At 73.9% G+C, this 19,369-nt stretch carries 12 protein-coding genes; 8 read left to right on the forward strand and 4 right to left on the reverse strand.

What is annotated here, in order from left to right; translation table 11 throughout:
* Window positions 1–22 precede the first annotated feature (22 nt).
* A complete protein-coding gene (locus FLX07_RS25665; RefSeq protein ID WP_167748386.1) occupies window positions 23–439 on the forward strand; it encodes a DUF3592 domain-containing protein in 417 nt (138 codons plus the stop codon).
* Between the two features lie 37 nt (window positions 440–476).
* Here the strand turns inward: FLX07_RS25665 and FLX07_RS25670 are convergent, their stop codons facing one another.
* Complete coding sequence (locus FLX07_RS25670; RefSeq protein WP_142574210.1) at window positions 477–2,804, reverse strand: glycoside hydrolase family 3 N-terminal domain-containing protein; 2,328 nt, start codon at window positions 2,802–2,804, stop codon at window positions 477–479.
* Between the two features lie 193 nt (window positions 2,805–2,997).
* Between FLX07_RS25670 and FLX07_RS25675 the strand changes: the two genes are divergently transcribed.
* The 5 genes from FLX07_RS25675 (at window position 2,998) to FLX07_RS25690 (ending at window position 11,010) form a co-directional block, all read left to right on the forward strand.
* The gene (locus tag FLX07_RS25675; RefSeq protein ID WP_142574212.1) at window positions 2,998–3,705 is read left to right on the forward strand and encodes an MBL fold metallo-hydrolase; all 708 of its coding nucleotides are present in this window, start codon (window positions 2,998–3,000) and stop codon (window positions 3,703–3,705) included.
* The gene (locus FLX07_RS36640) at window positions 3,702–3,854 is read left to right on the forward strand and encodes a hypothetical protein (RefSeq protein WP_167748387.1); all 153 of its coding nucleotides are present in this window, start codon (window positions 3,702–3,704) and stop codon (window positions 3,852–3,854) included. Before FLX07_RS25675 ends, FLX07_RS36640 begins: the two co-directional genes overlap by 4 nt.
* Before the next feature lie 80 nt (window positions 3,855–3,934).
* On the forward strand, window positions 3,935–8,314 hold the full coding sequence (locus tag FLX07_RS25680; protein ID WP_142574214.1) for a glycoside hydrolase family 38 N-terminal domain-containing protein: 4,380 nt from the start codon (window positions 3,935–3,937) through the stop codon (window positions 8,312–8,314).
* Window positions 8,315–8,412: 98 nt separating this feature from the next.
* Window positions 8,413–9,192, forward strand: a complete 780-nt coding sequence (locus FLX07_RS25685; RefSeq protein ID WP_142574216.1) for a peptidylprolyl isomerase — start codon at window positions 8,413–8,415, stop codon at window positions 9,190–9,192.
* 153 nt (window positions 9,193–9,345) lie between these two features.
* Window positions 9,346–11,010: a WS/DGAT/MGAT family O-acyltransferase gene (locus tag FLX07_RS25690; protein ID WP_208762385.1), complete on the forward strand. Its 1,665-nt coding sequence runs from the start codon at window positions 9,346–9,348 to the stop codon at window positions 11,008–11,010.
* A 44-nt stretch (window positions 11,011–11,054) separates the two neighbouring features.
* Here the strand turns inward: FLX07_RS25690 and FLX07_RS25695 are convergent, their stop codons facing one another.
* Entirely contained in the window at window positions 11,055–12,266 is a 1,212-nt protein-coding gene (locus FLX07_RS25695; protein ID WP_142574218.1) for a serine/threonine-protein kinase, read from the reverse strand.
* A gap of 143 nt (window positions 12,267–12,409) precedes the next feature.
* Between FLX07_RS25695 and FLX07_RS25700 the strand changes: the two genes are divergently transcribed.
* Both FLX07_RS25700 and FLX07_RS25705 read left to right on the forward strand, forming a co-directional pair.
* Window positions 12,410–13,030, forward strand: a complete 621-nt coding sequence (locus FLX07_RS25700) for a TetR family transcriptional regulator (protein WP_142574220.1) — start codon at window positions 12,410–12,412, stop codon at window positions 13,028–13,030.
* A 207-nt stretch (window positions 13,031–13,237) separates the two neighbouring features.
* Complete coding sequence (locus tag FLX07_RS25705) at window positions 13,238–15,067, forward strand: MFS transporter (RefSeq protein WP_229689597.1); 1,830 nt, start codon at window positions 13,238–13,240, stop codon at window positions 15,065–15,067.
* Between the two features lie 112 nt (window positions 15,068–15,179).
* On the opposite strand, the gene FLX07_RS25710 is transcribed toward FLX07_RS25705, so the two are convergent.
* Together FLX07_RS25710 and FLX07_RS38550 are read right to left on the reverse strand one after the other, a co-directional pair.
* Entirely contained in the window at window positions 15,180–15,827 is a 648-nt protein-coding gene (locus tag FLX07_RS25710; RefSeq protein ID WP_142574221.1) for a hemerythrin domain-containing protein, read from the reverse strand.
* A gap of 114 nt (window positions 15,828–15,941) precedes the next feature.
* Entirely contained in the window at window positions 15,942–19,280 is a 3,339-nt protein-coding gene (locus tag FLX07_RS38550; RefSeq protein ID WP_142574223.1) for an ATP-binding protein, read from the reverse strand.
* Window positions 19,281–19,369: the final 89 nt, after the last annotated feature.

Consider the following 19,369-nt stretch of genomic DNA (forward strand, 5'->3'; position numbering starts at 1 on the left):
CGCGGGGCCCTAGGGTCCGATCGTGTCACAAACCGCTCTCATCACACTGATCCTCTCGGGTCTCGGGCTGGTCTTCGGCCTCATCGGCGGCGGCATCACCATGAACGCCCGGGAGTTCCGGCGCAGGGCGCAGCGCACCCGCGGCCTGGTCGTCGGGCTGCGGGCGAGCCGGTCCGACGACGGGACCTCGTACTACCCGACCATTCGTTTCACGACCGTGTACGGCCAGCAGGTCGAGGCCGAGACCACCTACGGGAGCAATCCGCCGCCCGCGCGGCCGGGTGAGGAGGTCGCGGTGCTGTACGACCCGGCCAGGCCGACGCGTATCCGCCTCGACAGCGCGGCCGGGAGCGGCGCGCTTCTCGGCGGCATCTTCCTGGCGGTCGGCGTCGCCCTGTTCACCGCGGGGGCGGGGGTGGTGCTGGTCCAGACGTTCTGAGCCCAGACGTTCCGTCCCCGCCCCCTCGGGCGCGCGGTCATCCGGTCGCGCAGGCCGTTCCGTTCAGGGTGAACGCGGTGGGCGCGGCGTTGGCGCCGCTGTAGGACCCCTGGAAGCCGAAGCTCGCCGTGCCGCCGCCCGCGCCGATGGTCGCGTTCCAGGCGGCGTTGGACGCGCTGACCTCCCGGCCCGACTGCGTGATCGCCGAGTTCCAGTAGCCGGTGACCTTCTGGTCGCCGGCGTAGGTCCACTGGAGCCGCCAGCCGTTGACCGGGCTCGACGACCTGTTGGTGATCGTCACGTCGGCGGTGAACCCGCCGCCCCAGTCGTTCACCTTGTACGTCACCGCACACCCTCCGGCCGTCGGCGACGGCGAAGGCGATGGCGACGGGCTGGCACTGGGCGAGGGGCTGGGGGACGGAGAAGGCGACCGGGAAGGTGACGGAGAAGGTGACGGGGACGGGGACGGAGAGGGCGACGGGGACGGAGAGTGCGAGGGGGAAGGCGACGGGGACGGGCTGGAGCCCGTGTAGGTCAGCCCGAACCCGTACTCGAACAGCGCCTGCTTGCCGTCTCCGGCGTTGATCGGCTCCTGGTCGGCGCTGCGCGGCCACGTCATCGGCAGCTTCCCGGTCGGGGCGTGGTCGCCGAACAGCACGTCGGCCACGCCGCGCCCCTCGGTGCCCGGCAGCCAGGCCGCCACCAGCGCGTTCCACTGGTCGATCTGGCCGGCGATGTCGAGCGGCCGGCCGGAGACGAGCACCACGACCAGCGGCACGCCGGACGCCTTGAGCCGCTGCAGCGTGGCCAGGTCGGTCGAGTCCAGGCCCATCGACCCGGTCCGGTCGCCCTGGCCCTCCGCGTACGGCGTCTCGCCCACGACGGCGATCGCGGCGCGGTAGGAGGAGTCGATGCCGCTGCCGTCGCGGTTGTAGGTGACCTGGGCACCCGAGCCGACGGCGTCGCGGATGCCCTGCAGGATCGTGGTGCCGGTGGTGATGTTGCCCGACGAGCCCTGCCAGCTGATCGTCCAGCCGCCGCTCTGGTTGCCGATGTCGTCGGCGCTCTTGCCCGCCACGAAGATCTTGCCGCCGCTCTTGCCGAGCGGGAGCACGTTGCCGGCGTTCTTCAGCAGCACCAGCGACTTGCGTACGGCCTCGCGGGCGATGGCGCGGTGCGCCGTGCTGCCCACGGTGGAGGTGTAGGACCGGTCGGTCAGCGGCCTCTCGAACAGTCCCAGCTCGAACTTCTTGGTCAGGATGCGCCGGTTGGCGTCGTCGATGCGCGACGTCGCGATCCGGCCCGCCTGGACCTCCGACTTCAGCAGTGAGATGAACCGCTTGTAGTCGGTCGGCACCATCACCATGTCGACGCCCGCGTTGATCGCCGTGGTGATCTCGCTCGCGGTGAAGCCGCTCTGGCCGTCGAGCTGGTCGATGCCCGCCCAGTCGGTGACCACGAAGCCGGTGAAGCCCAGCTCGCCCTTCAGCACGTCGGTGATCAGGTATTTGTTGCCGTGCATCTTCACGCCGTTCCAGGAGCTGTAGGACACCATGACGGAGCCCACGCCGCGCTGCACGGCGGCCCTGAACGGCGCGAGGTGGATCGCGCGCAGGTCGGCCTCGCTCAGCTCGGTGTTGCCCTGGTCCCTGCCGCCCGTGGTGCCGCCGTCGCCCACGTAGTGCTTGGCGGTGGCGAGGATGGAGGCGTTGCCGGCCTTCTGGAAGCCGTCCACGATCGTCGTCATCTGGGAGACGAGCTGCGGGTCCTCGCCGAAGGACTCGTAGGTGCGGCCCCAGCGGTCGTTGCGGGCCACGCACAGGCAGGGCGCGAAGGTCCAGTCGATCCCGGTGCCCGCCACCTCCTCGGCCGTCGCCCGGCCGACGCGCTCCACCAGGTCGGGGTCGCGGGTCGCGCCGAGCCCGATGTTGTGCGGGAAGATCGTGGCGCCGACGACGTTGTTGTGCCCGTGCACCGCGTCGATCCCGTAGATCATCGGAATGCCGAGCGAGGTGGACAGCGCCTGCCGCTGGAAGTTGTCGTACATGTCGGCCCAGGACGACGGAGTGTTCGATGAGGGCGCCGAACCGCCGCCGGACAGGATCGAGCCCAGCCGGTACGCCGCCACGTCGGAGATCGTCGTCAGGGCCGACCGGTCGGCCTGGGTCATCTGCCCGACCTTGTCGTCGAGCGACATCCTGGACAGCAGGTCGTTCACCCGCGTCGCGACCGGAAGGCTCGGATCCTTGTAGGGGGCGTCCGCCGCCCGCGCGACCCCGCGGCCGGCGATGGAGACGGCGCCCAGCGCCACCGCGAGCAGCGCCACGAGCGCCGGTATCCAGACGGGTCTCAGCCGGGATGTCATCACGTCCTCCTAGGGGGTCCCGCCGACCGTAGGAATCGCCGGGAATTCGGGTCAAACGACGTGACTCCCGGACACTCGCCACCAGCCGGGGGCGAGGAAAGTTTCACGCACGCAGCCCGGCTTCCGCCCAGGGCGGATCCGCTGCCGGCGAAGGTCGTGCCGGTGGCCGGCCGGGCGACCCTAACCTCGCCACATGGATCTGGTCGAACTGCTCCCCAGCCTGTATTTCCTGCGGTTTCCCGTGGGGCACGTCTATCTGTGGCGCGACCGCGACGGGCTGACCCTGATCGACTCCGGGGTTCCCGGCTCCGCGCCGCTCATCGCGGACGCCGTCCGTTCGCTCGGGCACACGCCGTCCGACGTGCGGCGCCTGGTGCTGACGCACTTCCACGAGGACCACACCGGCTCGGCCGCCGACATCGCCCTCTGGGGCGACGTCACCGTCTACGCCCACCGCGACGACGCGCCCTTCGTCCGTGGCGAGGCGGCCGGACCTCCGCCGGTCCTGTCGGGATGGGAGCAGGAGCTGTGGGACGCGGTCCACGTGGGCATGCCGCACGTGCCCGCGCCGCCCGTGCGCGTGGACCGCGAACTGGGCGACGGCGACACTCTGGACTTCGGCGGCGGGGCGCAGGTGCTGGCCGTGCCCGGTCACACTCCCGGCAGCCTCGCGGTGCACCTGCCCGGGCCGGGCGTGCTGTTCACCGGTGACACCGTCGCCCGCGCCCCCGACGGGCAGGTCATCCTCGGCGTGTTCAACGCCGACCCGGCCGGTGCGGTCGCCTCGCTGGCACGGCAGGCGGCGCTCGACGTCGAGATCGCCTGCTTCGGCCACGGCGAGCCCGTCACCGAAGGCGCCCGCGGCCTCATCAGGGACGCCGCGGCCCGCTTCGCCGGGTGAAGCCGACCGGCTCCTCCGACCTCGGCCTGGGGCTCGGCGACGGGCGGCCGTCCGAACCGGGCCACGAACCCGAGACGTACGGCGCCGCGAAGCGGGCCTCGCGCGCGGCGGCGCCGGAGCGGGACGGCCCGCCGAGATCGCAGGGGTGAGGCCGGCGCGCAGGGGGGATGTCTCGACCGTCACCTGTCCCCCCAGCGGCCGCCGTGGGGAGCCGCAGTTAGGGGTGCGCATGCGCATCACCGCCGTCGAATCCACCGAGCTGTTCGTCCGCACGGCCACCGGCGAGGGCCCGCGCCAGGTGGTCCGCGTCGTCCTCGACGAGGTGCCGGACGACGCATCCCCGGTGGTCAAGGTCACCGGCCCCGGGGTGCGGGGCGAGCACACGGCCGACGGGCAGCCCTCCGGCACGGTGCCGGTGGTGGTCGAGGTGCCCGTGGTCGTCGCGGCGGCGGTGGATGTCGAGACGCCGGTGGACGTCGAGGCGCCCGTGGGGGCGGCCGCGCCCGCCGCGGTCCCAGGCGCGCGCGTCCCGATCACCGTGCGGGCCGCCGCGGGCCGGGAGCGGTGCTTGGCCGAGGACGAGCTGCTGGTGGCCGAGCCGGGGTGGACGGTCTGGATGATCCCCCACTTCCACTACGACCCGGTCTGGTGGAACACCCAGGCCGCCTACACCGCCACCTGGGACCACGCGGGCGGGCTGGCGCAGGCGAACCGGCAGGAGTTCCAGCACGCGGGATTCGACCTCGTCCGGCTCCACCTCGACACCGCCAGGAGGGAGCCCGAATACACGTTCGTGCTCGCGGAGGCCGACTACCTCAAGCCGTACTGGAACGCCCACCCCGAGGACCGGGCCTACCTGCGCCGCCTGCTCGCCGAGGGCCGTTTGGAGCTCATGGGCGGCACGTACAACGAGCCGAACACCAACCTGACCGGGCCCGAGGCGACGATCCGCAACATCGTCCACGGGATCGGCTTCCAGCGCGACGTGCTCGGCGGCGACCCGGCGACGGCCTGGCAGCTCGACGCGTTCGGGCACGACCCCCAGTTCCCCGGGCTGGCCGCCGAGGCGGGGCTGACCTCCAGCTCGTGGGCGCGCGGGCCCTACCACCAGTGGGGCCCGATGCTCGCCGGCGGCGGCTGGGGCGACCCCTCGGTGATGCAGTTCCCCTCCGAGTTCGAGTGGGTGTCGCCGTCGGGGCGCGGGGTCACGACGCACTACATGCCGGCGCACTACAGCGCCGGATGGTGGATGGACTCCGCGCCCACTCTGGAGCGGGCCGAGGCCGCCGTCTACGAACTGTTCACGCTGCTCAAGAAGGTCGCCGCGACCCGCAACGTGCTGCTGCCCGTCGGCACCGACTACACCCCGCCCAACACGTGGGTCATGGAGATCCAGCGCGACTGGAACCGGCGCTACGTCTCGCCCCGGTTCGTCTGCGGGCTGCCGAGGGACTTCTTCGCCGCCGTGCGGGACGAGGGCGTCCGCCTGACGCCGCAGACGCGGGACATGAACCCGATCTACACCGGCAAGGACGTGTCGTACATCGACACCAAACAGGCGCAACGGCACGCCGAGACGCGGCTCGCCGACGCCGAGAAGTTCGCCGCCGTCGCCACCGCGACCCTCGGCGCGCCCTACCCGCACGCCGCCCTCGACAAGGCCTGGCGGCAGATCGCGTACGGCGCGCACCACGACGGCATCACCGGGTCGGAGTCCGACCAGGTCTACCTCGACCTGATGACGGGCTGGCGGGAGGCGTACGACCTGGGCGGGCGGGTCCTCGACGCGTCGCTGCGCCGCCTCGGCGCGGGCCTGACCGGCGTCGCCGTCTGGAATCCCTCCTCCTGGCCCAGGACCGACCTCGTCCGCGTGCGGCTGACGCTGCCCGAGCCGGGGGCGTACGGCGTCGCGCTCGACCCGCCCGCGCGCGGTCTGCTGCTCGAACATCCCGAGCGGCACCCCGACGGCAGCCTCGCGGCCGTGGACGCGGTCTTCGTCGCCGACGACGTGCCCGCGCTCGGATACCGCACGTTCCGGGTGGTGCCCACCGCCGAGCCCGCCCCGATCGGCTGGGCCGTACGCGAGGGGAGCAGGATCGAGAACGCCACGCACACGGTGGAGGTCGACCCCGAGCGCGGCGGAACGGTGTCGAGCCTCACCGTCGAGGGCCGCGAGCTGCTGCAGCAGGACCGGGTGGGCAACGAACTGCTCGTCTACGACGAGCACCCGGCGCACCCCCGCTTCGGCGAGGGCCCCTGGCACCTGGTGCCGAGCGGCGGGGTGAGCGGCTCGGCCGGGGCCCCCGCGGAGGTCGCCGTCGCCGAGTGCCCGGCGGGCCGGCGGATCATCGTCGGCGGCCGGGTCGGACCGGTCGTCTACACCCAGGAGATCACGCTCTGGGACGGGCTGCCGCGGGTGGACCTCACCACCCACGTGGACGAGTTCCACGGCTCCGACGTGCTGATCCGGCTGCGCTGGCCGGTGCGGGTGCCGGGGGCGCTGCCGGTCAGCGAGGTCGCCGGCGCCGTCGTCGGCCGGGGGTTCGGCCTGATCGACGTGGACGCCGCGGAGCACCCGTGGACGCTGGACAACCCCGCGCACCACTGGTTCGCGCTGTCGTCCACCGCCCGCGTCGCGCTGTGCTCGCCCGCCGGACGGCCCCTCGGCGCGCGGGCCGTCGGCGTCGCCGAGATCATCGCGCCCGGGGACGAGGCCGCCGGCGACCTGAGGGACCTCGCGGTGGCGCTCGTACGGCAGGGGGTGACCTCGACGTGCTCCACCGGGTCCGGGCCCCGATACGGCGACCTCGCCGTGGACTCCAACCTCCCCGACGTGCGCATCGCGGTCGGCACGCCTGAGGAGAACCCGTTCGTCGCGGCGCTGCTGGACGACGCGGAGGCCGCGGAGCTGCGCGCGCGTCTCGACGCCGAGGGCCGGGCCCGCCTGTGGGTGCCCGCGGACGAGCCGCTGGAGAAGGTCTGGGTGCCGGGCGCGGATCTCACCGGCCTGCGCGACCTGCCGGTGCTCGTGGTCTGCGGGGAGGGCGCGGTCGGGGAGCTGATCGAGGACCTCGCCGACGCGGTGGTGGAGGTGGTGACGGACGCCGAGCCCGCGGACGCGGTCCTCGACGACTACACGATCGGGCTGGTGAACCGGGGCACCCCGGGCTTCGCGGTCGATCCGTCGGGGGCGCTGCACGTGTCGCTGATGCGGTCGTGCACCGGCTGGCCGTCCGGCGTGTGGATCGACCCGCCGCGCCGCACCGCGCCCGACGGCTCCGGCTTCCAGCTCCAGCACTGGACCCACTCGTTCGAGTGCTCGCTGGTCGCCGCCTCGGGCGACTGGCGCGCGGCCGATCTCGTACGGCTCGGCCACGACGTCAACCACCCGCTGGCGGCGACCGTGGGCGGGGTCGGGCAGGTCGGGCGGGTCGGGCGGGACGGGCAGGGCGGGCGGGACGGGCAGGCGGGCGAGTCGCGGTCGTTCCTGGAGACCGGGCCCGGCCTGGTCCTCACCGCGCTCAAGGCGGCGGGCAATCCGATCGCCTCGGGCCGGGTGCCCGGTCCGGTGACCGCGCTGACCGCCCGCGTGTACGAGGCCGGCGGCCGGACCGTCCCGTTGTCGATCACCACGACGCTGCCCCTGAGCACCGGCTCCGAGGGAACGGCGCCGTGGCGGCGGGCCGGCCTCCTGGAGAACGTCACAGGGGACGCCCCCGGCACCCTCGACGGCATGGAGATCGTCACTCTGGTCGCTCCGCTCCGTCCCGGGCCGCCCCCAGATGTGGTGGGGGAGCGGGCGGCCGATCCGGTGACCGGTGGCGCGGCGACCGGTGGCAGGCCGGCGGCCGGCGGGACCGTGCCGGAGGTGCCGGAGACCGAGCCGCACCAGCCGGTCCACACGCGCTACTGGCTGAACAACACCGGGCCCGCGCCGATGGGCGACCTGCCGGTCGCCGTGCACCTGTCCCCGTCCGACCTGGACGTCGCGGGGCCGGTGGACCTCACCCTGACCGTCGCCTCCGGCCTCACGGAGGATCTGGCGCAGGGCGTGGTCACGCTCACCGCCCCCGACGGCTGGTCGGTGGCGCCCGCCGTCCGGCCGTACGTGCTGCGTCCCGGAGGCCACGCCACCGTGCCGGTTCGGCTCACGCCGCCCGCCGACGCCGAGACCGGCCTCCACCTGCTCACCGCGCGCATCGAGTCCGGCGGCCAGGCGTACGAGGACGTGACCCGGCTGCACGTGTTCCGGCCGGGGGAGAGCGGGCGGCGGTCACCGGGGCTGGAGGTGACGCTGGAGGGGCTCGGCCACCCGCCACACCTGCGGCTGACGCCCGGCGGCCGGGCGGAGGTCGTGGTCCGGCTGCACTCGGAGGCGCGGTCGCCGGTCAGCGCGCAGGCGCAGCTCGTCAGCTCGTGGCAGACGTTCGAGATGTTCCCCGAGTGGAACAGCGGGGCGGTCGTGCCGCCCGAGGGTGAGGCGGAGGTGCGCTTTCCGGTACGCGTGCCGCCGGGCGCTCGCCCGGGCCGCTGGTGGGCGCTGGTGAAGATCGCCTGCGCCGGGTGGCTGCACTACACCGACACGATCGAGGTCGAGGTCGAGCGGTGAACGGCCCGGACGTTCCCCCGACCGGCGGCGCGCCGGCCGGTTCCGCGCGACGCTTCGCCGATGGACACCTCCTCGCGGGGGCGCCGGGAGCGGCGCGCGTGACCGGGGGCGTCTTCCCGCCGGAGGGCGTCCTCGCGGGCGACGGCGCGATCGCGGCGGTGGTGGGGGAGCAGGTGGTCACGGTCGCGGAGGTGGACCGGCGGCTACGCCTGCTGCGCGGCGGCCCGCTCGCGGCGCGGCTGCCGCGCCCGGAGACCGCCGAGGGCCGCAACCTGCGCCGCTGGCTGGTGCAGGTGATGGTGGCCGAGGCGCTGGCCGGGCAGGAGGCGGCCCGCCTCGGGCTGGCGCCCGAGCACGCCGTCGCGCCCGGGGCCGTGCTCACCCTGGCGGGCGCGCTGCGCACCGGAGGAGTCGCGGCGGCGGTGCTGGCGGCGTCACCGGCGGCGCGAGCGGTGTGCCGGGCGCTTTCCGCGGGCCGCGAGCCGTCCGAGGACGAGGTGCGTGACTACTACCGGCGCAACCTCGACCGTTTCACGACGCCCGAGACGCGCTGGGTCGTTCCGTTCGGGCCGGTCCGGCGGGGGCAGATCGCCGGGTCGATCGAGGACGCGGTCTTCGCCGCCCGCGAGGGTGAGACGGTCGGGCCCGTGGAGGGCCCCGGCGGCCCCTGGACCCTGGTGGTCGAGCGGATCGAGGCGGCGCGGCGAGAGCCGTACGCGGACGTGCGGGAGCGGCTCCGCGCGGAGCTGGCGAAGGAGAACGGGGAGCGGGCCTTCGCCCGGTGGCTCGACGCACGGCACGCCGACTCGGTCGTGCTCACGCCGGGGCACGAGCATCCGGCCGACCCGGCCCAGCCCGACGCCGACCACCGGCACTGAGCACCGGCACTGAGCACCGGCACTGAGCACCGGCACTGAGCACCGGCACTGAGCACCGGGGCTGGCCACAGGGGCCGGCCACCGGCACTGAGCATGCGAAACACCCGCTTCCCCGGCGGTCCGATCCCGGCGTTTCGGGGCACGTGAGTAGGCATGGCACAGCAAGTCAGCGCCTTCGACGCGCAGTTTCTCAACTTCGAGACGGGCACCAACCTCGCGCACATCGCGGCGCTCACGATTCTCGACCCCTCCGGCAGGCCCGGCGGCGCGCTGACCCGCGAGGACCTGATCGCGCTGCTCAAGCGGCGGCTCCATCTCGCGCCGCCGCTGCGCAGGCGGCTGGTCGAGGTGCCCTTCGGGCTCGACCACCCCTACTGGGCGGAGGACCGCGAGGTCGACTTCGACTACCACGTACGGGAGCTGGCGTTGCCGCCTCCCGGAGACGACCACAAGCTCGCCGAGCAGGTCGCCCGGCTGCACGGGGCACGGCTCGACCGGGGGCGGCCGTTGTGGGAGATCTACCTGATCCACGGCCTGGCCGGGGGCCGGGTGGCGATCTACACGAAGGTCCACCACGCCGCCGTCGACGGCGTCACCGGGGCCGAGGTGCTGGCCGCCGTGATGGACTTCGAGGCCGAGCCGGCCGCCGTGCCCCCGGAGGCCGCGGCCGAGCCGCAGCCGGCCCCCGACATGGTGGAGATGGTGATCAGGGGCGTCGCCCGGGTGCTGGACAACCCGCTCGCCCTGCTGCGTTTCATCGCCGAGGCGGTGCCGCGGCTGGACGAGGTGCCGTTCGTGGCGCAGCTCCCGGGGGCGGGGCTGGTCTCGCGGTTCGTCCGCCGCATCGGCGGGGACGCCGAGCCGCTGCCCGAGCTGCCCCGCATGGCGGTGCCGCGCACGCCGTTCTCCGGGCCGATCTCGCGGCACCGCCGCTTCGCGTTCGGCCAGCTGCCCCTGGACGAGGTCAAGCGGATCAAGAACGCCTCCGGCGTCACGGTGAACGACGTCGTCATGGCGATGTGCGCCACGGCGCTGCGGCGCTGGCTGGCCAAGCGCGACGAGCTGCCCCGTCAGCCGCTCGTCGCCGGGATCCCGGTCTCCACCCGGGGACAGGCCGCGAACGGCTCGGCCGCCAACGAGGTCATGCTGACCATGACCTCCCTGCCGACGGACGTGGCCGATCCGCGCGACCGGCTCATGACGGTGAACCGCTCGACGCGGCTGCTGAAGGAACGCCTCGCCGCGGCGCCGGCGGCCTGGCTCCTGGAGTTCAGTCAGGCGATGCCGGCCGCGCTGAGCGCGCTGGCGGCCAGGTCCGCCTTCCGGATCGCCTCGCGTACGGGTTCCGCGATGAACCTCATGATCTCCAACGTGCCGGGGCCCCAGACGCCGCTCTACGTGTGCGGGGCGCGGGTCACCGCGCTCTACCCGATGTCGGTGATCACGGACGTCAGTGGGGGGATCAACATCACGGTGTTCTCCTACGACGGCAGGCTCGGCTTCGGGATCGTGACCGACCGCGACATGGTGCCCGACGTGTGGGACCTCATCGACTACCTGCGCGACTCACTGACCGAGTACGGCTCCCTGGTGGCCCCGCCCGCGCCGGGCACGGCGGAGCCGGGAGAGCCCGCGGAGCCGGAAAGGCCCGGGAAGACCGCGAACACCGCGAAGACCGGGAAGACCGCGAAGCCGCCGAGCACGGGGAAGACACGCGCGGCGCGCGGCACGCCGGTGGCCGACGGGCCGCGGCGGGAGCAGGGCGCGGCGCCGAAACCGAGGCGAACGCGCAAGCCCCCGGAGTCGCCGCCCATGTAACGCGTCCGCCTCCTCGCCCGTGCCGGGCACCCGGGAGACGGCGATCAGAAGAGTGCGTCCGTGGGGCCGGGTCCGGTGTGGTCCGCGCCGAGGCCGGACGTGGAGCCGGGGAGCCGCGCCCCCCGGTCGCCGTCCCCCAGTGCCAGCGCCGCGATCCCGGCCGTGAGCAGCAGGGCGAAGACGGCGGCGATCACGGCGAACACGATCGACTGCCGGGACATGCCGGTGCGCGGCGGGGACGGGGGAGCGGACCCTTGCCGGGGGCTCCGCGGCCGAGGCCCGCCTGGCCAGTGGCCCGGCGCCGCGTTCGGCGCGGTCGCCGCGCGGCGCAGGTCCTGACCGCTCGCGGGGACGCCTCCGGCCGGACCGGTGAGCGAGTGCCCCGGCGTGGCGGGAGGCCGGTGATCCGCAGGGGCGGGGCCGTCGGGCGTCACGGCGGCGAGCGCGTCCCGCAGCCGGGCGGCCGTCGGGATCCGCTGCGCCGGATCGGTCTCCATGCCGTGGCGCAGGACGGCGGTGAGCGCGGCGGGCACACCGGGGATGTCGGGAATCGGCAGCCGGTGCAGCGCCATGATGGCCGCGACGTTCACCACGCCGCTGTCCGGGAACCGCGGCGGCCTGCCCTGGAGCAGGGCGTACAACGTGGCCGAGAGCGCGTACACGTCTCCGGCGGCCGTGGGTTCGGTGAGGTCGAACGCCTCCGGCGGCGCGTAGGCGGGCGTGAGCGACTCGCGCGTGACCGACACCTCGCCCGGCGCCGCGCCGCCCTGCCCCGGCATCGTGGCCAGCCCGAAGTCCGACAGGGCGACCATGCCGTACGAGTTGACCAGGATGTTGGCGGGCTTGACGTCGCGGTGGAGGACGCCCACGGCATGGGCGGCGGCCAGCGCGTCGGCGATCTTGACGCCGATGTCGCGCACCTCGCGGGGGGCGAGGGGCCCGGCCTCGCGCAGCCGGTCGGCCAGCGACCCGTTCGGGCACAGCTCCAGCACCATGTACGGCCGGCCGTCGGGCAGCACGCCCGCGTCGTAGACGTCGGCCACGTGCGGGTGGCCGGACAGGGCGCCGGCTGACGTCACCTCGCGCATGAACCTGCGCCGGTCGCGGTCGGAGACGAGCACACGGTTGTCGACCTTGAGCGCGACCTCGCGGCCCACCGCGAGCTGCCTGGCCCGGTAGACGACCCCGAAGCCTCCCTGGCCGAGGATCCCGAGCGCCTCGTAGCCCGGCACCAGCGGTCCGCCCGCCTCGCCCACCCCACACCTCCGAAGGACCCGGCGGAGCCGTGACACCACAACAACTCAGACCAGAAACCTGCGTCCGGCACATTACCGGAGTGATCGCCCATAGAGCCCGGTCTTGATCCAGGAGACGCGGAATCGGCACCTATGCTGTGCTCATGACGGGGCTCACGACGGGCGGCGCGGCGGGAGGTACGGCGGGAGGTACGGCGGGCGGCCGGAGCCCGGAGCGGCGCAGGGACCTGCTCGACGCGGCCGACCGGGTGATCCGCAGACAGGGCCCGCAGGCGTCGATGGCCGCGATCGCGGCGGAGGCGGGGATCACCAAGCCGATCCTCTACCGCCATTTCGGCGACAAGAGCGGCCTCTACCAGGCGCTCGCGGAGCGCCACACGCGGGTCGTGGTCGACCTGCTGCGCCTGGAGATCGCCAGGCCCGTGGCCGACCCCCGGGTCCGCGCCCGGGGCGCCATCGAGGCCTACCTGGAGACCATCTCCGCCAACCCCAACCTCTACCGCTTCCTGTTCCACCGGGCCAGCGCCGAGGACAGCCGCACCCGCACGCGGATGGCCGCCATCGTGCGCGGCGTCGGCGAGGAACTGGGCGCGTTGCTCGCCGAGGAGGGCGTCGCCGATCCGGTACGCGCCCGGGTGCTCGGCCACGCGTTCGTCGGCATGGTGCAGGCCATCGGCGACTGGTGGCTGGGGAACCCCGGGCTCGATCGCGACACGGTGGTGGACAGCCTTGCCGACGTGATCGCCGGGGCGCTCACGTCCTGACGCGGCCTCCTTCCGCCGTCCGGAATCAGGTCAGATAGCGCCCAAATCCGTTTAAGGGCCCCATGGTGGTCTTCGTAGGGCATGCCCCTGAAACATCGATGCCATCCGGTCGGGGTAACTTAGTTGCGCTAACTAACTGTCCGTCCGTCACGCGCTGCGCGGAAACAGGCCGTGCGCTGTACGGACCAAGAGGAGGGGAACCACTCCGTGGCCGTAGCGAACCAGTCCCTGGCGGGGGCGTCACCGCAGTCGGCGCCGCCCTCGCGGTACAAATGGATCGCGCTGTCCAACACCACCCTCGGCGTTCTGATGGTGACGATCAACCAGTCCATCGTGCTGATCGCCCTTCCGGACGTCTTTCGCGGCATCCACCTCAACCCGCTCGACCCCGGCAACACGGGCTACCTGCTGTGGATGATGATGGGCTTCATGGTCGTCACGGCCGTGCTGGTGGTGATGTTCGGCCGCCTGGGCGACATGTTCGGCCGGGTCCGCATGTACAACCTCGGGTTCGCGGTCTTCAGCATCTGTTCGGTCATGCTGTCGCTGACCTGGATGGACGGCGACGCCGGGGCGATGTGGCTGATCGGATGGCGGATCGTGCAGGGCATCGGCGGCGCGCTGCTGTTCGCCAACTCCACCGCGATCCTGACCGACGCCTTCCCCGTCCGCCAGCGTGGCACCGCGCTCGGCATCAACTCGATCGCCGCCATCGCGGGCTCCTTCCTCGGCCTGGTCATCGGCGGCGTCCTGGCCCCCGTCGACTGGAAGGCGATCTTCCTGGTCTCCGTGCCGTTCGGCGTCTTCGGCACCATCTGGGCGTACGTCAAGCTCAAGGACAACGGCGTGCGGCGCCGGGCACGGATGGACTGGTGGGGCAACGCCACCTTCGCCGTCGGCCTCATCACGCTGCTGGTCGGCATCACCTACGGCATCCAGCCGTACGGGACCGGCGTGATGGGCTGGGGCAACCCCTGGGTGATCGCCGCGCTCGGCGGGGGCGTGCTGCTGCTCGCGTTGTTCGCCTGGATCGAGACCAGGGTGAACGAGCCGCTGTTCCGGCTCTCGCTGTTCCGCAGCCGCGCGTTCCTCGCGGGCAACGTCGCCAGCCTGCTGACCGCCCTCGGACGCGGCGGCCTGCAGTTCATGCTGATCATCTGGCTGCAGGGCATCTGGCTGCCGCTGCACGGCTACAGCTTCGAGGAGACGCCCCTGTGGGCGGGCATCTACATGATCCCGCTGACCGTGGGCTTCCTGCTGTCGGCGCCGGTCTCCGGCTGGCTGTCGGACCGTTTCGGGCCGCGGATGTTCACGGTCGGCGGCGCCCTCGTCACCGCGGCCAGCTTCTACGCCCTGATGACCCTGCCCACGGACTTCGGCTACGGCGTCTTCGCGCTGCTCATCCTGATCAACGGCGTCGGGTCCGGCCTGTTCTCCTCGCCCAACCGGGCGGAGATCATGAACTCGGTCCCGGCGGAATCGCGCGGCGTCGGCGCGGGCATGACCGCCACCTTCCAGAACTCCTCGATGGTCCTGTCCATCGGCGTGTTCTTCAGCCTGATGATCGCGGGCCTGTCGCAGTCGCTGCCGCACACCATGCACGACGAGCTGGTGGCCCAGGGCGTGCCCGCCGCGCAGGCCGAGGGCATCGCCCAGTTGCCGCCGATCGCCGTGCTGTTCGCGGCGTTCCTCGGTTACAACCCGTTCCGGCAGCTCCTCGGCGGCATCCTGGACCGGCTGCCCGACGGGGGAGCCCACCTGACGAGCAAGGAGTTCTTCCCGCACCTCATCGCGGGCCCCTTCCACCAGGGCCTGGTCATCGCCTTCTGGTTCGCCGTGGCCGCGTGCGTGGTGGCCGCCCTGGCGTCGCTGCTGACCGACCGCGTCGGCCGCGGTCACCGCGCCGCCGCCCACGAGTCGCTCGGCTCCGAGCTCGCGGCGGTCTCCGGCGAGGCCGGCCTGGCCGGCAACGAGCTGGTCATCCCGGACGAGGAGTTCGACGCCCGGCGCCCCGCGCCGGACGCGACGAAGCCCTGACGGCCCCGCCGCACGCCCGGCGAGCCCCCGCCGCGTCCTCCACCTCGTCCTCACGGGGCGGGGGCGCGGCGGGCCGGGCCGGGAACAGCCGGCGGGGTCACCCGTGCACCGGTCACCCGTATACCTGGGAGACCCGGCGCTCGTAGGCGCGGCGCCAGGAGAGCCGGTAGAGGACCCGCATGACGGCCGGAGCGGAGCCGAAGATGTGGTCGCGGTCGGCGGGGGCGGCCACGTCGAGCAGCCAGGCGGCCAGCATCGGCAGGTCGCGGGCGTGGCTCTTGGTGACCTTCTTGCCCGACTCCTCCCACCAGGCCGCGCTGACGTGCTCCCTGATCAGCGGGACGACCTCGGACTCCTCCAGGTCGAGGTGGGTGTTCAGCAGCCGGTCGAGCGAGCGCAGGTCGGCCGCGACCTCGCGGGCCGGCCGGCCGCCGCCGGAGAGTCTGCCGATGACGGTGTCCATCTCCTGATGGTCGGCCTCCAGCCGGTCCAGCGTCGCGGCGGCCTCCGGGACGAGACCGCGCAGCAGCGGCCAGATCGCCTCGTCCTCCTCGGTGTGGTGGTGGTGCAGCGCGCGCAGCAGCAGTGCGAGGTGCTCGTCGACGACCGCGCGGCGCCGCTCGTCGCGGGGGTCGCAGCGGTCGAGGACCTCGGCCAGCCTGCCGAACTCGCGCCGCAGGCCGGTGTGGAAGACGAGGAACGTGACGAGGTCGGGGACGGGGTCGCCCGGTCGGCGCCGGGTCTGCGTCGGTGTTGTCATGGCCCCACGATGGCCCCGCCGCCTTCACCGCCACTCAACGTCCACTTGCGGCCCACTCCCGGAGGCGTCCGCGTGTCATGAAGGGCAGGCCGGACGCGCCGGAAGGGCGACGGGTCAGGGCGCGATCCGGTCCCGCTCGCGGGCGATCCGGGCGGCCCACCAGGTCAGCCCGTTCGCCGCGCAGCGCTTCGCGGCCGTGTCCAGATGCGCCCGCGCCGTCTCCGGCCCGGCCGCCCGGCCCAGGTGGGCCATCCGGCCCAGGTAGTAGCCGACCGGCCCGGCGCAGAACGTCCCCGCCCCGAAGGCGATCCTGTCCTCGTACGGCAGGAGCCGGCGATAGGTCAGGGCGCACGCCTCGTGGTCGCCCGCGATGATCTGGGCCTCGCCCTGCAGGCACAGCCCCGGCAGCTCGCCGAAGTCGCGCGGCAGCGGATGCCAGCCCTGCTCGCGCGCCGCCTCGGCCGCCGTGCGGTCGCCCCGCCAGTCGCCGATGAGCACGCCTATCACCTGCCGGTGGGCGGGGAAGGGGGAGTAGTGCGCCATCAGCTCCTCGGCGCCGTCGTAGTCCCCCATCGCGAAGTGCCGGGTGAGCAGCGCCGAGGAGAGCGTGTTGCTCGTGTGCCACAGGTTGAGCCGCTCACCGGCCTCGGCCGCCGCGGCGTACGCGTTGCCCGCGCCGTCGAAGTCCCCGTCGAGCAGGCGCCGGGTCCCGGTCCAGATGAGGTGCTGGAACCGTGGCCAGGGCAGGTCGAGCCGCTCGACCAGCACCCCCGCCCGTTCGGCGGCGCGGTCGGCGCCCGCCATGTCGAACAGGTCGATCCGGGTCCGCTCTCTGATCATGTGGCCGAGCAGCTCGAACCCGGGCAGCCCGAGCCGGGTGAGCTCCTCGCCGATCGCGTCGAGCTCCGCCATGTGCTCGGGGAGCTGCACGCCCAGATACCGCGCGTTCAGGGTGATCGCCAGCAGTTCCGGACCGGCCTCCCCCGAGGCCGTCAGACGGCGGGCCATCGCCAGCGCCTCGGCCGTGGCGGTGTCGCAGCGGGGGTCGGCCGAGCCGTCGTAACGTTCCATTCCCAGGCAGCCGAGCAGCCTGCAGCGCAGTTCGGAGTCTCCCTCCGGCAGCGCGGTGAGGGCGTCCTCGATTCGCCGCACGGTGTGCAGCTCGACGTCGCCGTAGGTGTAGAACTTCCACAATCCCGGGGCGTCCAGGCTGGTCAGCGCCCGCGCGGCGAGCAGCGGGTCGCCGGACCTGTCGGCCGCGAGCACCGCCTCCGCCCGGGTCTGCCTGGCCGAGAAGCCGTGACCGGCCGCGAGCTGCGCGCGGACCAGCTGGAGCAGGAGCTCGACGTGCTCGCGGGGGTCGGCGCCGGGCAGCGTTCCGTGCGCCTCCACCGCCCGGCGCCACCACTGCGCGGCGTCCTCGTACGCGTGCCGCCCGGCCGCCTGCCCCGCCGTGGCCGACGCCCAGCGCACCGCCTCCGCCGCGGCGGCCGAACCGGCGGCCAGCGCGTGCCTGGCGAGGACCGCGAGATCGGCCCCCGGCCGCAGTTCGAGCGCCCGGAGCGCGGCCAGGTGCAGCCCGGCCCGGCGGCGCGGCGGGATGTCGGCGTAGACCGTCTCCCGGACCAGATCGTGGGTGAAGCGCAGGTCCTCGTCCAGAACGCGGAGGGCGGTCGCGGCGTCGAGCGCCTCGTCCACGTCCGCGCCCGAGGCGTCCGCGACGACCTCGGCAAGCAGCCGCCGGTCCGCGCCGGTGCCGAGCACGGCCGCCGCGTCGATGGCGGGACGGTGCCGGGCGGGCAGGTCGAGCAGGCGGCGGCGCAGGACGTCGGCCAGCCCCTCGGGCACCCCGGTGAGCGCCCTGTCGATGCCCTGGTCCTCGGCCAGCCGGAGGGTCTCGCGGATGAACAGCGGATTGCCCCGGGTGCGCTCGGCGAGCGCCGCCACGCTCGCCGCGTCGCGCAGCCCCGACAGCTCGGCGACCGCGGCGGGGTCGAGCCCGGCCAGCGGCAGGCGGAGGGCGTCGTGCCGCCCCAGCAGGCCGAGCGTGTCGTGCACCGCGGCCGCGCCCTCGCCGGACCGCACGGTGATCACGATGGCGACCGCGCCGCGCAGCAGCAACGCGAGGTCGGACAGCAGGCCCAGCGACGCCGTGTCGGCCCACTGGAGATCGTCGATCGCCACGAGCAGCGGCCGGTCGGCCGCGACCGCCATCAGGTACGCCGCGGTCGCCTGGTGCAGCCGGAACCGGGCCTCGCTCGCCTCGGCGGGCCGTCCGGCACCCGGAGCGGGGTCGTCCCCCGCGGCGGCGTCGCCGAGCAGCACCCGCAGGGCGGCGGCCTGCGCGGGGGAAGGGGGGACCCGGCCGGCGAGATCCCGCACGACCTGCTGCCACGGCCACAGCGCGGGCGCGCCGGAGGTCTCGTGACACCTGCCCCAGGCGACCAGCCAGCCCTCGGCGGCCCGCCGCTCCGCGAACGCCTCCGCCAGCCATGTCTTGCCGATCCCCGGCTCACCGGAGATCACCGCGATGCCCGGCCCGCGCTGTGCCACGCCCCGGGCCGCCTGGATCACGTCCCGCGCCAGCTCGTCGAGCCGGTCGCACTGCGTCCCCCGGCCGACGGCGCGCCGCTCCGGCCGGTCCGCCCGCGCCGCCTCGGCCCGCACCGCTCCCGCCCGCGCCGCTTCGGCCCGTGCCGTTTCGATTGGCGCCGCCCGGCCCTGCCGTACGGGGGCGGGACCGTCGAGGGCCGGGTCCTGGGCGAGGATCGCCTGCTCCAGGCGTCGCAGCGCAGGTCCGGGGTCGAGGCCGAGCTCCTCGGCCAGGTGGCCCCGGGCCGTGCGCAGCGCCTCCAGGGCGTCCGCCTGCCGGCCCAGGGCGTAGAGCGTGCGGGCGAGCAGCTCCCACAGCCCCTCGCGCAGGGGATGGGCGGCCACCAGTGCCTCCAGCTCGCCCACCACGTGCGGGTCGCCCACCCGCCCGGCCAGGAGCCGTTCCCGCGTCACCAGATGCGCCTCGGCGAGCCGTTCGATCTCCGGCCGCAGCCAGGGCACGTCGCCGAACTCCTCGTACGGCGTGCCGCGCCACAGGGCCAGGGCGCGTTCCGGCTCGCCGGCCTGGGCCAGGCGGACGAAGTCGTCGGCGTCCACCTCGTGCGCCCCGAGCGCATAGCCCGGAGGGCGGCTGAGGAGCACGGACGAGGGCGTGCGCGGAGCGCGGCCGGGTTCGAGCACCCGGCGCAGGTTGGAGATGTAGCTGTGCAGCGTGCTCTGGGCGCGCGGCGGCGGCGTGCCGTCGTACAGGTCGTCGAGGATCGCGTCCACCGACACGGTCGCGCCCCTGGCGATCAGCAGACGGGCGACCAGCAACCGGGGCCGCGGCCCGCCGAGGTCGACGGGAACGCCGTCGACGTACGCCTCGACCGGGCCGAGCACCCGGAACATGACCGCCATGCCGGGATTGTGCCACGATCATCGGCCGAGACAGAGCTCTCAGGCCCACAGCGACGCGGTCTCAGGCCCACAGCGACGCGGTCTCAGGC

The sequence above is a fragment of the Microbispora bryophytorum genome (genome assembly GCF_006874465.1).
GTDB lineage: Bacteria > Actinomycetota > Actinomycetes > Streptosporangiales > Streptosporangiaceae > Microbispora > Microbispora bryophytorum.